Here is a 15,083-nt window from a genome sequence, read left to right as displayed (position 1 = left end):
GATTATAAAAGCGATTGCAAAACAGCCAGCAAATAGTAATTGTCCTTGACTAAACATAGTGTAATTTTTTTGTGCAAATTTAGGCTTTTGTTTAGTAAAAGTTACTAATTTGCCACTTCATTTAATCAAATAAAATTATGCAAAAGCAAATTAATGCCGTAAAGGAATTTCATACCGCTTTCAAAATTGGGCACAGTGAAAATCCAGTAGCCGATTTGGGCGAAAGCAAAAAAATACTTCGTTACAATTTGATGAAAGAAGAAAACGAAGAATATCTAGAAGCGGTTCAAAATAATGATATAATTGAAATTGCCGATGCTTTGGGCGATATGATGTATATTCTTTGCGGAACTATTATAGAACACGGTTTACACCACAAAATTGAAGAAGTTTTCGACGAAATTCAACGCTCTAATATGAGCAAATTGGGAGAAGACGGACAACCCATTTATCGTGAAGACGGAAAAGTAATGAAAGGGCCTAATTATTTCAAACCTGATTTTTCTAAAATACTGAAGTAGTGTTCAGTGATCAGTAGCAGTGTGCAGGTTAACCTAAATAAAAAGCGATTTTTCTATCTTGAAAAATCGCTTTTTATTTTTTCACTGTAAACAGTAACTGAACACTGAATACTGAACACTGCTAACTAAACTTTTACTGTCCATCCAAAAGGATCTTCAGAAAGTTTATTTTGAAGACTCGTTAGTTTTTCTTTTAAAAGCGAAGCATAAGAATTTTCAATTGGGGACATTTCATAATAAACATCCTGATAAGAGAATCCTTTGATAACGCTTACAACCGCAGCAGTTCCCGCTCCAAATATTTCTTTTAAAGCTCCGTTTTGTGCAGCCTCAACTAATTCTGAAACCAATACCGAACGAACTTCTACTTTTAATCCCTCTTTTTCTGCCATTTCAATTAAACTTTTTCGGGTAATACCATCCAAAATTCTTTCGCTAACAGGAGCTGTCAATAAAGTATCATTTATTCTGAAAAATACGTTCATTGTACCAGCTTCTTCCAATTTGGTGTGAGTGGCATCATCAGTCCAGATTACTTGTTGGAAACCTTCTTTGTTTGCCAAATTAGTTGGATAAAACTGCGCTGCGTAATTTCCTGCCGCTTTTGCAGCACCAATTCCACCATTGGCAGCTCTACTATAATGTTCGGCGACAATTACTTTTACTTCACCAGCATAATACGATTGTGCAGGAGAAAGCAAAATCATAAATTTATATTCGTCAGAAGGATTAGCCACAACACCAGCGCCTGTAGCAATCATAAACGGACGAATGTACATACTGCTTCCGTTCCCTTTTTGAATCCATTCTTGATCTATTTTCAATAATTCATTCAAGCCGTCCATGAAAATAGCTTCTGGAACTTCTGGCATTGCCATTCTTTTTGCAGAATTGTTAAATCGTTTGAAATTTTCATCAGGTCTAAATAACCAGATGTCATCATTAGCATCTTTATAGGCTTTCATACCTTCAAAAATAGCCTGACCATAATGAAATACTTTTGAAGATGGATCCATCAATATAGGTGCATAAGGCTTAACGACAGGATTTTGCCATTCGCCATTTTTAAAATTGCATTCAAATAAATGATCGGTAAAAACTTCACCAAAATTCAGATGATTAAAGTCCACCGAACTTATTTTTGAAGTAGTGGCTTTAATGATTTCGATTTTATTGGTTGTTGTACTCATAATTGGTTATTCTATTTTGAAAATATTGTATAAAAAAAAATATGTTGTATTTTAAATATGTGTTTTGCAAAATTAAATAAAAACCATTGGAATAGTTGTCAAAAAATCGTTAATTACTGTAATTAATTGAGGATTTATTTATATTCTAAAAAAAACAACGAATATGTAGTTGATTTTGTGGAATATATAAAAAATAGGAAACTTTGATGGTTATACATAAATTGTATTTAATTAAATTTGACCACTTATGTACTCTAAAATCTTAATATTACTTTGAAAAGAAATATAATTCAAACTCGTGACGGCTCTACAACGATTCATATTGAGGAATGGGACGAATGTTATCATTCTAGATTTGGTGCTATTCAAGAAGCACAACACGTTTTTATAAAAAATGGACTTTCCTTGTTTGAAAATAATTCGGTTTCTATTTTAGAAATCGGATTTGGAACCGGTTTGAATGTTTTGGTTACTTTTTTGGAATCTCAAAAAACGAATCAAATAATCGATTATGTTGGAGTAGAGGCCTATCCAGTTTCTGTAGAAGAAGCTTCGATGATGAATTACGTTGCCGAATTAAATGCCGAAAACGAACGGTCTATTTTCGAAAAAATGCACGAATGCCATTGGGAAGAGAAAATCAACTTGAACGATACTTTTTCATTAACCAAAAGGAAGCAATTTTTTGCAGACATTGATGATGTAGAAAAATTCGATTTGATTTATTTTGATGCTTTCGGTTTTGATGTACAACCCGAATTGTGGAGCACAGAGATCTTTGAGAAAATGTTTGATGCACTAAAACCAAAAGGCATTTTGGTAACTTATGCAGCCCGAACTGTTATCAAAAGAAGTATGATAGAAGTAGGCTTCACAGTCGAAAAACTCAAAGGAGCTCCTGGAAAACGAGAAATGTTCAGAGCCAGAAAAGGGTGATTTTAGAACCGTTAAATTGAACATAAATTGTTGTTAAAGACGATTTATATTATAAAATAATGGGCTATTTTTACAATGTTATGTATTTAACTTTTAACCCTAAATTTTATTATTATGTCTAAATTGATGTTTGATTATACAAAATCTGTACTCGAGAGAGTTAGTTTTCATCCCATACTTTTTTGCAAAGAATTAGAAAAAGCAATCAAGGCTTTGTTGCCCTACGAATTAGAACAATTGAAAGAATGGCTTTTGGATTATACAGTCGAAAAACCAGAATTAAAACCGTATTTAGTTATCGTAAATCGTTAATTTCACTATTGTTTTAAATTAAAATACCTTCAAAATATAGATGTTTTTGAGGGTATTTTTTTTGTTTAAAAAGTAAGTATAAAAAAAGTGAGCCACAAAATGAGCTCACTTTTTAATTACATAATTTAGACGATATCTAATTTTGAAAACAGTCTGAATTTTATTTTGCTTGTTTTTTCATTTCTTTTTCGATCATATCATAGAATTGATCAATTTTTGGCAATACTACAATACGAGTTCTTCTGTTACGAGCTCTATTCTCTGCAGAATCATTGGCTACTAAAGGAATATAAGAACTTCTACCAGCAGCGATTAACTGTTCTGGTTTTACACCCAATTGAGTAGTCAAAACACGGATGATAGACGTAGAACGTTTTACACTCAAATCCCAGTTATCCAATAATACTCCGCTTCCAACATAAGGAACATTGTCCGTATGACCTTCGACCATACATTCAAAATCTGGTTTGTCGTTTACTACTTTAGCTACTTTAGCCAAAACTCCTTTTGCTTTGTCTGTTACATCATAACTACCGCTTTTGAACAATAATTTATCAGCGATTGAGATGAAAACCACTCCTTTTTCAACATTGATTTCAATATCTGGATCCGAAATTCCAACAGCGCTTTTCAAACTAGTTACAACAGCTAGAGTAACACTATCTTTTTTAGTTAGAGCATCTTGCATTCTAGAAATTTTCAAGTCTTTTTCTTTGATAGATTCCAATGCTTTTTCAATATTTTCAGCACCTTTAGCAGTCAAGACCGTCATATCTTTTGAAGTGTTGATCAAATGTTGGTTTTGCCCTTTCAACGCTTCGGCTGTTGCAGCAAGACCTGCTTTTTCTTCAAGGCAAGAATTTAATTTTACTGTACAAGAGTTTAATAAATCTTGAGTTTCTTTATTTTTAGCTTCTAAAGCAGCGTATTGTTTTTTGGAAACGCAGGAAGTCAAAAGCATTACTAGCGATAAGGTTACAACAATTTTTTTCATAAAATAGAATTTAATTAAACGTGAATTACAAAGTTAGTTTTTTAAGATTAGAATTTGAATATAAACTTTTGTTAAAATTATTTTTCAAAAACCTTGCCAGCTTTGATATAATACTGAAAAACGATGCTTTTTACTTTGTAATATTTATCAGATTGAACAATAGCTCTCTTATTATAATTGATTGAAAAAAGAGCATAAAATGAAAAATGTGCTTTTATAATTGCCCAACAATGTTTGAATTTTCCCTGAGAAAGAAATTGTATTCCAGCGATTCCGTCTAAAATAAGTCGAATAAAAAGTACTGGAATCAATTGTTTTTTGGGAAGGTTTTTGACCAACATCAGTAACGAATTTCTGAAATTTAAGAAGGTTTTTTTTGGATTACCTTGTTGCAAAGTAGCTCCACCAACGTGGTAAATTACTGATTGCGAATTGTACTTTATTTGATGCCCTTTGTTGAAGACCCGCCAGCATAAATCAATCTCTTCCTGATGGGCAAAAAAATCAGCATCAAAGCCTTTTAACTCCTTATAAACGCTGCTTCTAATAAAAAAGCAAGCCCCAGAAGCCCAGAATATTTCACAATTATCGTTGTATTGTCCATGATCTTTTTCTAAAGTTTCGAAAACACGTCCACGACAAAATGGATATCCGTATTTGTCTATAAATCCGCCTGCTGCACCTGCATATTCAAAGTATTCTTTGCGTTTGTAATCTAAAATTTTAGGTTGAATTATAGCTGTTTTAGGTTCGTTTTCGAAAGTTTCTATAATGGGTTTCAACCAATTTTCTGTCACTTCTACATCTGAATTGACTAAAGCATAAATCTCGGCATCAATATGTTTCAGAGCTTCATTATAGCCTTGGGCAAAGCCAAAATTACTCTCGTTTATCACGATTTTAACCGTTGGAAAATTCGCTTTTATAAACGCAACAGAATCGTCTGTCGAAGCATTATCAGCAACATATATAACAGCTTCGGGAGAATATTTTATGATGGAAGGTAGAAATTGTTCTAATAATTTTGTTCCATTCCAATTGAGGATTACGACGGCTATTTTCATTAAGTGTCTTTATTTTGTAATTAGGAAATCATTAATTATTCCCACCAATTTTTAGTTGGTTTATTAGATTTATTTTCAATGATTGCTTTATTGGGCATTCTATTTTTTAATGCAATATCTAGCCATCCATTTTTTACATAAATTTGATTTACATTAAACTCTCCAGCACCAATATCAAAATTACAATTGATATTCGGAACTCTGTAATCTGCCCAATTGCATATTTTTTCTGTTTCAGAACCATACATTTTCCATATTCCAACAAATGAATTGTTAAAATAAGCATCGGAATTTGAATTTATATTGTCATATTGGATTAGATTGTCTTTATCTAAAAACCATTTTGATTTTAATTCTCCTGAAAATATACCAGTATAATTTTTATTTTTATTTTCAAAAAACTCATATTTTGCAGTAATTAAACCTTGTGTTTTAATTCTACTATTTTTAAATTCATCGTCAACTCCAAATTGGGTTCTTTCTGTTTCTTGAATTTTGAGAATTATTATCTTACCTTGTAATTCACAAATATTTTCTTTTACATTTGATTTTCCATAGATAAAATACTCCGTTGGATTGTTTTCGTTTTTTATTACAGATAGAAATTGGATTCTAATCCTTTGATAATCATTGCCAATTATTCCGTAAATAAAATTATTTTCCGTTTTTGTCCATAAAACAGAAAAATCATTATTTATAAAATTTTCAACTTCATTTTTTTTACTAATTTTTTCACCATTCAAAATATCATTATGACAAATGTTTTGGCAAAAACCAAGATATGAGTTTGTGAAAAATAATACCAAAATAATGTTTTTCATGGTTTTCTATATTTAGCAGTCTATTATCTATCCGTCTATACTCTTTTATCTCTTCTCATAATCCGGCAATTCCCTCAAAAAATCATATTTCTCATTCTCGAAATCCATTTGGCAAAAGTAATGATTCAAACCATTAGTCACCATCAAATATTGGGCTTTGAGAGTCATATTGTAACGGGCAATTTGATCAAAAGTGGCTTGTGCGGTTTTAATTTCTGGGGCTTTGCATTCGATTAATATAAAAATAGAACCATCGGGATTGAAAACTACAACATCGTATCTTTTTCGCAATCCGTTGACGTTTAAAACTTTTTCTACGTTGATTAATGATTTTGGATATTTTTTTTCTTCCAATAAAAATCGAACTACATGCTGGCGAACCCATTCTTCGGGCGTGAGAATGATGAATTTTTTCCTAATTTCGTCGAAAATAGACACTTTATTTTCGCTATTTTTGAAACGAAAAGAATAAGAAGGAAAATTGAGTTCTTGCATCAGGCAAAAGTATTAAATAAGTTTAAAAGTTTAAGTTTTAAAGTTCTGGTTATTTATAACATTACGACTGATTACTGCGACTGAATACTGAACACTAAAAAATGGACGAAGTTTTAAAAATAGTTAACGACATCAAGGCGGGCAACATCAAACCTATTTATTTTTTGATGGGTGAAGAAGCCTATTATATCGACAAATTATCCGATTATATTGAAGATAAAGTATTGTCGGAAGACGAAAAAGGCTTTAACCAAACAGTTTTGTATGGACGTGATGTAACGATAGAAGATATTGTTTCGACTGCCAAACGCTACCCAATGATGGCGGAGCGTCAAGTGGTAATTGTTAAAGAAGCTCAGGATTTATCTCGAACTATTGATAAAATCGAAAGTTATGTCGAAAACCCAATGCCATCAACGGTTTTGGTGTTTTGCTACAAATACAAAACATTAGATAAAAGAAAAAAAGTAACCAAACTTTTGTCGAAAAACGGAGTGGTTTTTGAAAGTAAAAAACTCTACGAAAATCAAGTAGGCGATTGGATCAAGCGTGTTTTGGCAGGCAAAAAATATTCGATTGAACCCAAAGCCAATGCTATGTTGGTGGAATTTTTGGGAACAGATTTGAGTAAAATCAATAACGAACTGGAAAAATTACAAATAATTTTGCCAAAAGGCAGTACCATTACGCCACATCATATTGAGGAAAATATTGGTTTCAGTAAGGATTTTAATGTATTCGAATTACGAAAAGCCATTGGTGATAAAAACCAATTGAGAGCTTACACCATTGCTGATAATTTTGCTCAAAACCCAAAAGACAATCCTATTGTAGTTACAACCAGTTTGGTTTTTAGTTTTTTTGTACAATTATTAAAATACCACGGATTGAAGGACAAAAATCCAAAGAATGTAGCTTCAGTTTTAGGAGTGAATCCGTTTTTTTTGAAGGATTATGATATTGCACTTAAAAATTATCCGATGCGAAAAGTAAGCCAAATTGTTACTTCATTAAGAGATGTGGATGTCAAAAGCAAAGGAGTAGGGGCGAATGCCTTACCACAATCGGATTTGTTGAAAGAAATGTTATTTAAAATTTTTAATTAAGTTAACAACTTAAAATAATAGAATAGGTATGGGAATGAATAAAAATACCATTTTAGGATGGGCTACTTTTATAATGATAGTAATGGGATTATTACTTATAGCACTTGGTGTTTTTAAATACAGAGATGTTTCGGGCTATGGATTTGCAGCTGTTGGTGTTGGGTTCTTGGCTAATGCTTGGGTGTTTAATGCGTTGAAAGGCAGGGTGTAAGTAATAACTTAAAAAAAAATAATTTACAAACAGAAGCAAATCTATCGAGATGCTTCTGTTTTTTTATGGAAATCAAATTTATTAGGATTACCTAATTGGCATAGTATTTTTTTCTGAACCAAAAAGCTACGTTTACCAATGCGATAAGTGCAGGAACTTCTACTAAAGGTCCAATAACTCCTGCAAAAGCTTCACCACTATTAATACCAAATACACCAATAGCTACAGCGATGGCCAATTCAAAATTGTTGCCTGTAGCGGTAAAAGCGATAGCAGTTGCTTTAGAATAATCGGCTCCAAAATATTTTCCAACGAAAAAGCTGATGATGAACATAATCGTAAAATAAATCACTAAAGGAATAGCAATTCGCACAACATCCATCGGAATTTGGACAATCAATTCGCCTTTTAGACTGAACATCAAAACGATAGTAAATAACAGCGAAATTAATGTTATAGGAGAAATAAAAGGCACATATTTAGTTTCAAACCACTCGCTACCTTTAAGCGCAATTAGTCCATAACGGCTGATGATTCCAAGGGCAAAAGGAATTCCTAAATAAATACCAACACTTTCGGCTATTTGAGCAATGCTGATGCTAACTTCAAAACCCTTATATCCAAAATAGGGTGGTAAAATCGTGATAAATAAATAAGCATAAACACTGTATAACAAAACCTGAAAAATACTGTTTAATGCAATAAGTCCAGCTGCATATTCACGGTTACCATCGGCAAGATCGTTCCAAACAACCACCATTGCAATACATCGTGCCAAGCCAATGAGAATAACACCTATCATGTATTCGGGATAGCCATTTAGGAAAAATAATGCTAGAAAAAACATCAAAATAGGACCAACAATCCAATTGAGAAATAAAGATGCACCCAAGACTTTTGTGTTTTGAAACACCTCTCCCATTTGTTCGTATTTCACTTTGGCCAAAGGTGGATACATCATCAAAATCAGTCCAATTGCCAAAGGAATATTAGTTGTTCCGCTAGAAAAAGAATTGATAAAATTACCACTGGATGGTATAAAGTATCCTACAGCAACCCCAAAAGCCATAGCTAGAAAAATCCAAAGGGTTAAGAATTGGTCTAGAAAACTTAATTTTTTTCGTTCTACTACAGGAGTACAATTATTTGCAGCCATATTTATTTTTTGATTTGTGAAAAAACATAAAATAATTCTGTTCCAATTTGAAGACTGCGCTCTTGATATATTTGTTTTTGTTGCGCTGTTCCATCCGAAATTTTTGGATCTTCGAAAGTAATAGGAATGCGTTTTTCCGCACCAGCAATGAACGGACAACCTCCATCTGCTTGCGAACAAGTCATTATAGCAGCAAATTCACTTTCGGGATTGAAATCATCATCATAGGTTTTAGAAAAACCAATAATAGGAGGTTCATTAGGGGAGAATTTTATGGCATAAATTGGATTTTTACCTTCAGAAATTGTTTTGATTTTAAATCCAGAAAGGCTCAAAGTTTCGGCAACAACTGGAAATAAAGCAGTCGCTTCTGTTCCACCCGAATAGCAATTTACGTTTTTTATATTGTAATGTTTTGCGGCAGTTTGCGCCCAAACTTGTGACAAATGGCTTCGTCTGGAATTGTGTGTGCAAATTAAGTTTAATCGAATAGCTTCGTGCTGGTTTACTTTGTTTTGAATAAAGTCAACTAAAGGCTGTAGAATACTTTTGCGTTCTTCTGTAATTTGTTTAAAATCGAATGATTGAATTGTATTTTGTATTTCAGGATATAACATGATTTTTTGTTTATTGTATTTGTATTTTTTTTAAAAGATTAGCAACAGCCTGAACCTGGTTTGCATGAATTAGTTATGTTTGAAAGAATAACTTTTGGCTTCTCTGAAGGAATGCCGCATTGATCTTGAGCCAAGCAAGCTGTCATTTTGTTTACTAACACAAAGTTTTTTCCATTAAAATCTAAATCGTATTTACCAATAGTTGTGTCTTGGTATTCCACTTCAATCTCATAATCATCAATACCTAAAACTTTTTCTGAAAGTTGAATAATATCGATTAGTTTTTGAGGTTTTAGTCGGTGTTCGTAATCGTTGGCATCCCAAAGCTGAAAGTTAACAACCTTTTCCTTTCTTACAGTTCCGCCACAATCTATCAAGTTTTTAGTAATCAAACCCACTTCGGTAACATGGAAATTCTCTGGAACAAATGTTCCATTTGGTAATTCGAAATTTACAGCTTCTACTGTATGTAATACTTCTTTAATTTCTGAAAGTTTCATTTTGTTTATATTTTAAAAATTAACAACATTCGTTTCTCTTTTTCTGAAGATGGCTGGTGATATGTTCAAAAAAGCCTTTTATTTTTTCTAATCCTGGCTCGTTGATACAATAACAAATAGAATTTCCATCTATGTTTCCTTTTATCAAACCGGCATTTTTTAATTCTTTAAGATGTTGTGAAACTGTGGGTTGCGATAATGGCAACTCGTTTACAATATCGCCACAAATGCAAGTGTTTACTTTTAATAAGTATTCTATAATTGCAATTCGAGCAGGATGCCCCAAAGCTTTTGCCAAAATGGCTAGTTCATTTTGACCGTTTGTGAAATGATCTGTTTTTGATGCTCCCATTGTTATATATTTATATTGCAATATTACGATATAGTTTTTTAATTAAAAAGAAAAAGCCAGCTAAATTTAATTTATTTGAAAAGATGCTAATTTTTTCTTTGAAACTATGTTGCGTAATCTTTTCGAAAGAATTTGTAATCTTAAAATTTGAACATAAATATAAAGTCATTAAAATTTTGTAAAGTTTTTTTTTTCTTAAATATTTTTGCAAACGTACAGAAATAGGTACATTTGTTTCAAATACATAAATCTATGAAAACAGTAAGTGTTACGGAATTCAGAAGCAATATAAAAAGATATTTAGATATTGCCCAAGAAGAAAGAGTTGTGATACATAGAAGCAAAGGAAATTCTTTCGTATTAGTTCCATTAGACCAAGAAAAGGAAGAAGATGTTTTAAATCTTGCACAAAAAATGGCTATAGATAAAGCATTGGAAAGTGTTGCCAATGGAAAAGTTTTTTCTCATAAAGAGGCTTTAGATAAAATAAATGCCAAACGTTCCGATTTTTTAAAATAAGATGTTGAACATAATTTGGTCAGAGGAAGCTATCGATGATGTTCTAAATAATATTGATTATTTGGAAAGGGAATGGACAGAAAAGGAAGTGAAACGGTTTTCAGATAAGACAAATGAAATTTTAGACAAACTATCTAATGGAAACATAAGATTTAAAAAATCAAAATACAAAGACGTATTAGAAGTCCCGATAGTAAAACAAATAAATTTGTTCTATAAAAAAGAAGCCGAAAATATTATTTTACTACGATTTTGGAACAACTATCAAGATCCTGAAAAATTGAAATTAAAGTAAATAAAAATTAATAATAAATAAACACTATGTCAGACGATAAAAAGGTCATTTTCTCTATGCAGAAATTGAGCAAAACCTATACAGGAGCAGATAAACCAGTATTGAAGAACATTTATTTGAGTTTCTTTTATGGGGCAAAAATTGGTATTCTTGGTCTAAACGGTTCTGGAAAATCTTCTCTTTTAAAAATTATTGCAGGAGTTGATAAAAACTATCAGGGAGATGTGGTTTTTCAACCGGGTTACACCGTTGGTTATTTAGAACAAGAGCCAATTTTGGATGACTCGAAAACCGTAATCGAAATTGTTCGTGAAGGTGCTGCCGAAACTATGGCCGTTTTGGAGGAATACAATCAAATCAACGATTTGTTTGGTCTTGAAGAAAACTATTCTGATCCAGATAAAATGGACAAGTTAATGGATCGTCAAGCGGCTTTGCAAGACAAAATTGATGCGCTTGGTGCTTGGGAAATTGATACCAAATTAGAAATCGCTATGGATGCTTTACGCACACCAGACGGTGATACGCCAATCAAAAACCTTTCGGGTGGTGAGCGTCGTCGTGTGGCTTTGTGCCGTTTGTTGTTGCAACAACCAGACGTTTTGCTTTTGGATGAGCCTACCAACCACTTGGATGCGGAATCGGTACTTTGGTTAGAACAGCATTTAGCGCAATATTCAGGAACTGTAATTGCAGTAACCCACGATAGATACTTTTTGGATAACGTTGCAGGTTGGATTTTGGAACTAGATAGAGGAGAAGGTATTCCTTGGAAAGGGAATTATTCTTCTTGGTTAGACCAAAAATCAAACCGTATGGCACAGGAAGAAAAAGTAGCTTCGAAAAGAAGGAAAACGTTAGAACGTGAGTTGGACTGGGTTCGTCAAGGAGCCAAAGGTCGTCAAACGAAACAAAAAGCACGTTTACAGAACTACGATAAATTATTGAACGAAGACCAAAAACAATTAGACGAAAACTTGGAAATCTACATTCCAAATGGTCCACGTCTAGGAACGAATGTTATCGAAGCCAAGAATGTAGCCAAAGCTTTTGGAGACAAATTATTGTATGATAATTTGAATTTCACTTTGCCACAGGCTGGAATTGTTGGAATCATCGGACCAAACGGTGCTGGTAAATCTACCATTTTCAAAATGATTATGGGTGAACAAGCTACTGACAGTGGAGAATTTTCTGTTGGAGAAACGGTTAAAATCGCTTATGTAGATCAATCGCATTCTAATATCGATCCAAATAAATCAATCTGGGAAAACTTTGCCGATGGTCAGGAATTGATTATGATGGGCGGAAAACAAGTGAATTCGAGAGCTTATTTGTCGAGATTCAATTTTGGCGGTGGCGAGCAAAACAAAAAAGTTTCCATGCTTTCTGGTGGAGAGCGTAACCGTTTGCATTTGGCAATGACTTTGAAAGAAGAAGGAAACGTATTGTTACTCGATGAGCCAACGAATGATTTGGATGTAAATACACTTCGTGCATTGGAAGAAGGTTTGGAGAATTTCGCAGGTTGTGCTGTAGTAATTTCGCACGACAGATGGTTCTTGGACAGAATTTGTACACACATTCTAGCTTTTGAAGGAGATTCTGAAGTCTATTTCTTCGAAGGAAGTTTCTCTGATTATGAAGAAAACAAAAAGAAACGTCTTGGTGGCGACTTGACTCCAAAACGTTTGAAATACAGAAAGTTGATTAGATAATAATTGATTTTAGATAAACAGAAAGCCTTAAATTCTAATTGTAATTTGAGGCTTTTTTTATTCCACAACGATATCATGTTTAAACAATAATCCTTTGACTTCGTTCAAAGAAAAAACAGCTTTTTTAAGTTTGGTTTTCGTTGGGTCAATCGTATAGTTGTAACTGGTTTTGAAATTAGCCTTGTTGGCAATGGCTTTTGCAAATTCAGAACGATACAAATCACAATTATCAAAAAGGACTTCGGTCAAATCTGTGCTCATAAAGTCAATAGCAACCATACTGCAATCTGTAAATGTTGTTCCTTTGATTTTCAGGGTATAAAATTTAGAAAAATCGAGAACACATTGCTTAAAATGAACTTCAAAAATCAATTTGTCACACATAGCAAAATTTACATCTTCCATTTTACAGCGATTAAAAGTTACGCTTCTTAAAGCAACATGATTGATTTTGGCTCCGCTAAAAAGACAATCGTTAAAGGTACAATCGATAAAAACAACCCCGATAAAATTGCATAGCGAGAAATTACAATGATTAAAAGTGCAGCATTCAAATTCTTGTAAATTGACTTCTTCTTCGCCATAATTATGGCTGTTGTATTCAACTTGAAAGAAATAATCTTGCATATAAAGAAAATAAAATTGTTGCTAAAACTCAAAGAAGTACAATTGTAAATTATCGATTACTCAACTTGGCTTTTTCTTTGATAATATCGCTGATTTTTCGGTTTTCGATTTTACTTTCGAGCCAAGAAATAATATCAAGATACAGGAAAGCTCTTTTTTCGTAAGTGTTTTTTTCTAGTTCAACAAAACGTTCTTTTACTTTGATAAATTCCTTTTTGATGTCGCTTGGATAAATGGTGTTCAGTTTTTTCAAAAAGCGAATGATTTCTTTTTGGACTTCATGCAAATCATTCATTTTGATTAAGAATTTATAAGTATTAATCAATTGATTTTCTAAATTAAAATCTTTACCCGATTCATAATGAGCAATCAAACACAACAAACGGGCAAAACAAGCCAAATCTTCCCGAACATAAAGATTCTTGTTGTTGATGATTTTTTCTAGATAAAAGATACATTCGTTGTATTTTTCGTTACCAAAATAAATACTTGCGATTTTGTAATAAAACAACATTTCGTGATGTTCATCTAAATGTTCGTTATGCAGTTTTATTTTATCTAAAATTTCAGGGATTAAATACTCTGCTTCGGCAAAACTGCCCTCCAAAATATGAAAATTGAGCTTGTTATTGTATAAATAAAGAAATGATAACGAAGTGATATTGTCGTTTATGGGAAATTGAGGGTCATTGATGGTTTCTTCCAACAACTCCAGGTATTTCTTGAAATTAGTTTTGTATTTCAACATAAATAGTGACTCCAATAAATAATGATTTCCTTTTAAGAAAAATACAGGATTAAGGTAAATCATATTCCTGTTGTCATAAAAAAGTGTAACCCATTTGTGTGAATATTTATAACACGCCAAGAAATCTTGAACCAAGAAACTGCGCCACAAATAAGCATTGTAGTACCAGTATTTCTCTCGGAAACCAAACTTTTTTTCGTCTAATTTAGAGATGTGCTTTTTAAAATAATCGTCAATGTATTTGTATTCTTCATCGCTTTTTACATAACCCGATTTGAGCATTATGCCATACAATTGTAACGAAAGATTGGATAATTTACTCGAAATAGTGTTTTTATAATTCAATTCTTTGGCCTGAATAACTAGTTCGTCAGCTCGACCCTGAATACTTCGAGTAATGTATTGTGATTCAATTAGTTTTTCGAATTCTACAATCTCATACGCCATGTATTTTTCGTCATTTTCTAGAGCTTGCTGTTTGGTTTTATCCAAAATTTTTAAGCTCTGTTTATACAAACCTTTGTTATAGAGGATGGCGGCAAAATCTATTTGCTCTCTCAATTGATAGCGAATATTTTGACTGGGAATATTCAATCGAATACTTACCAAAATTTGTTTGTATAAATACGATTTCAGGTTAGATAATTGTACTTTTTTGATAATTCCACTTTTCAAGATGGTTTTCTCATCATAGAATTCCGATTTATCTAAAATATTAAATAATTCTATGAATTTTGTATTGGAACTGGTTTCAAGCCGACTTGCAAAAATCTTGAATTGCCTTTTTTCAGATTTAGAAAGTGATTTAATCAATACAAATAAAGAATCTTTTTGATGGTTAGCCATTGTAAAATATAGTAATTTAAGTTACTGTTTTTTAATTAGTTACAAAGTTTTTATT

Annotated in this window: 19 protein-coding genes; 8 read left to right on the top strand and 11 right to left on the bottom strand. The window is 32.3% G+C overall.

The genetic code is table 11. The features are described 5' to 3' along the window. Window positions 1–137: 137 nt before the first annotated feature. Window positions 138–521, top strand: coding sequence for a pyrophosphohydrolase domain-containing protein (locus tag OZP15_RS09055; RefSeq protein WP_281335912.1), 384 nt, complete (start codon window positions 138–140; stop codon window positions 519–521). Between the two features lie 125 nt (window positions 522–646). On the opposite strand, the gene OZP15_RS09050 is transcribed toward OZP15_RS09055, so the two are convergent. Then, complete coding sequence (locus OZP15_RS09050; RefSeq protein WP_269225151.1) at window positions 647–1,711, bottom strand: branched-chain amino acid aminotransferase; 1,065 nt, start codon at window positions 1,709–1,711, stop codon at window positions 647–649. Between the two features lie 273 nt (window positions 1,712–1,984). Here OZP15_RS09050 and mnmC2 point away from each other — a divergent pair, with 273 nt between their 5' ends. Together mnmC2 and OZP15_RS09040 are read left to right on the top strand one after the other, a co-directional pair. Next, the gene (mnmC2, locus tag OZP15_RS09045; protein WP_281335911.1) at window positions 1,985–2,647 is read left to right on the top strand and encodes a tRNA (5-methylaminomethyl-2-thiouridine)(34)-methyltransferase MnmC2; all 663 of its coding nucleotides are present in this window, start codon (window positions 1,985–1,987) and stop codon (window positions 2,645–2,647) included. Between the two features lie 114 nt (window positions 2,648–2,761). After that, a complete protein-coding gene (locus OZP15_RS09040) occupies window positions 2,762–2,959 on the top strand; it encodes a hypothetical protein (RefSeq protein WP_269225150.1) in 198 nt (65 codons plus the stop codon). 160 nt (window positions 2,960–3,119) lie between these two features. On the opposite strand, the gene OZP15_RS09035 is transcribed toward OZP15_RS09040, so the two are convergent. The 4 genes from OZP15_RS09035 to OZP15_RS09020 all read right to left on the bottom strand — a co-directional run bounded on the left by OZP15_RS09035 (window position 3,120) and on the right by OZP15_RS09020 (window position 6,333). After that, window positions 3,120–3,953 (bottom strand): OmpA/MotB family protein, encoded by an 834-nt coding sequence (locus OZP15_RS09035; protein WP_281335910.1) that lies wholly within the window; start codon window positions 3,951–3,953, stop codon window positions 3,120–3,122. Between the two features lie 77 nt (window positions 3,954–4,030). Then, on the bottom strand, window positions 4,031–5,017 hold the full coding sequence (locus OZP15_RS09030; protein WP_281335909.1) for a glycosyltransferase family 2 protein: 987 nt from the start codon (window positions 5,015–5,017) through the stop codon (window positions 4,031–4,033). Between the two features lie 35 nt (window positions 5,018–5,052). Beyond that, window positions 5,053–5,838, bottom strand: coding sequence for a hypothetical protein (locus OZP15_RS09025; RefSeq protein WP_269225149.1), 786 nt, complete (start codon window positions 5,836–5,838; stop codon window positions 5,053–5,055). A gap of 45 nt (window positions 5,839–5,883) precedes the next feature. Then, complete coding sequence (locus OZP15_RS09020) at window positions 5,884–6,333, bottom strand: type I restriction enzyme HsdR N-terminal domain-containing protein (RefSeq protein WP_281335908.1); 450 nt, start codon at window positions 6,331–6,333, stop codon at window positions 5,884–5,886. A 101-nt stretch (window positions 6,334–6,434) separates the two neighbouring features. Here OZP15_RS09020 and holA point away from each other — a divergent pair, with 101 nt between their 5' ends. Both holA and OZP15_RS09010 read left to right on the top strand, forming a co-directional pair. Then, window positions 6,435–7,439, top strand: coding sequence for a DNA polymerase III subunit delta (gene holA, locus OZP15_RS09015; RefSeq protein ID WP_281335907.1), 1,005 nt, complete (start codon window positions 6,435–6,437; stop codon window positions 7,437–7,439). A 28-nt stretch (window positions 7,440–7,467) separates the two neighbouring features. Continuing rightward, window positions 7,468–7,650, top strand: coding sequence for a CAL67264 family membrane protein (locus OZP15_RS09010; RefSeq protein WP_269225148.1), 183 nt, complete (start codon window positions 7,468–7,470; stop codon window positions 7,648–7,650). A 91-nt stretch (window positions 7,651–7,741) separates the two neighbouring features. On the opposite strand, the gene arsB is transcribed toward OZP15_RS09010, so the two are convergent. From arsB to OZP15_RS08990, 4 genes are read right to left on the bottom strand one after another with little or no spacing between them, the layout of a single operon-like run. Beyond that, complete coding sequence (gene arsB, locus OZP15_RS09005; protein ID WP_281335906.1) at window positions 7,742–8,806, bottom strand: ACR3 family arsenite efflux transporter; 1,065 nt, start codon at window positions 8,804–8,806, stop codon at window positions 7,742–7,744. A 2-nt stretch (window positions 8,807–8,808) separates the two neighbouring features. Beyond that, window positions 8,809–9,423: an arsenate-mycothiol transferase ArsC gene (locus tag OZP15_RS09000; RefSeq protein ID WP_269225147.1), complete on the bottom strand. Its 615-nt coding sequence runs from the start codon at window positions 9,421–9,423 to the stop codon at window positions 8,809–8,811. Between the two features lie 38 nt (window positions 9,424–9,461). Beyond that, window positions 9,462–9,923, bottom strand: coding sequence for a DUF6428 family protein (locus tag OZP15_RS08995; RefSeq protein WP_269225146.1), 462 nt, complete (start codon window positions 9,921–9,923; stop codon window positions 9,462–9,464). A 19-nt stretch (window positions 9,924–9,942) separates the two neighbouring features. Further along, complete coding sequence (locus OZP15_RS08990) at window positions 9,943–10,275, bottom strand: ArsR/SmtB family transcription factor (RefSeq protein WP_269225145.1); 333 nt, start codon at window positions 10,273–10,275, stop codon at window positions 9,943–9,945. A 252-nt stretch (window positions 10,276–10,527) separates the two neighbouring features. On the opposite strand from OZP15_RS08990, the gene OZP15_RS08985 reads away from it, so the two are divergent. Genes OZP15_RS08985 through ettA form a run of 3 tightly spaced genes read left to right on the top strand, consistent with a single transcriptional unit; the run spans window position 10,528 to window position 12,807 of the window. Then, entirely contained in the window at window positions 10,528–10,794 is a 267-nt protein-coding gene (locus OZP15_RS08985) for a type II toxin-antitoxin system Phd/YefM family antitoxin (RefSeq protein ID WP_269225144.1), read from the top strand. Window position 10,795: 1 nt separating this feature from the next. Then, on the top strand, window positions 10,796–11,089 hold the full coding sequence (locus OZP15_RS08980) for a type II toxin-antitoxin system RelE/ParE family toxin (protein ID WP_269225143.1): 294 nt from the start codon (window positions 10,796–10,798) through the stop codon (window positions 11,087–11,089). Window positions 11,090–11,115: 26 nt separating this feature from the next. Further along, entirely contained in the window at window positions 11,116–12,807 is a 1,692-nt protein-coding gene (ettA, locus tag OZP15_RS08975; RefSeq protein WP_269225142.1) for an energy-dependent translational throttle protein EttA, read from the top strand. Between the two features lie 57 nt (window positions 12,808–12,864). Here ettA and OZP15_RS08970 read toward each other — a convergent pair whose 3' ends face one another. Both OZP15_RS08970 and OZP15_RS08965 read right to left on the bottom strand, forming a co-directional pair. Further along, a complete protein-coding gene (locus OZP15_RS08970; RefSeq protein ID WP_281335905.1) occupies window positions 12,865–13,434 on the bottom strand; it encodes a pentapeptide repeat-containing protein in 570 nt (189 codons plus the stop codon). 49 nt (window positions 13,435–13,483) lie between these two features. Beyond that, window positions 13,484–15,028 carry a hypothetical protein gene (locus OZP15_RS08965; protein ID WP_281335904.1) on the bottom strand — a complete coding sequence of 515 codons (1,545 nt, stop codon included), beginning with the start codon at window positions 15,026–15,028 and terminating at the stop codon, window positions 13,484–13,486. Window positions 15,029–15,083 lie beyond the last annotated feature (55 nt).

This window comes from Flavobacterium eburneipallidum (assembly GCF_027111355.2).
GTDB lineage: Bacteria > Bacteroidota > Bacteroidia > Flavobacteriales > Flavobacteriaceae > Flavobacterium > Flavobacterium eburneipallidum.
This window is presented reverse-complemented; position numbering and strand designations above follow the sequence as displayed.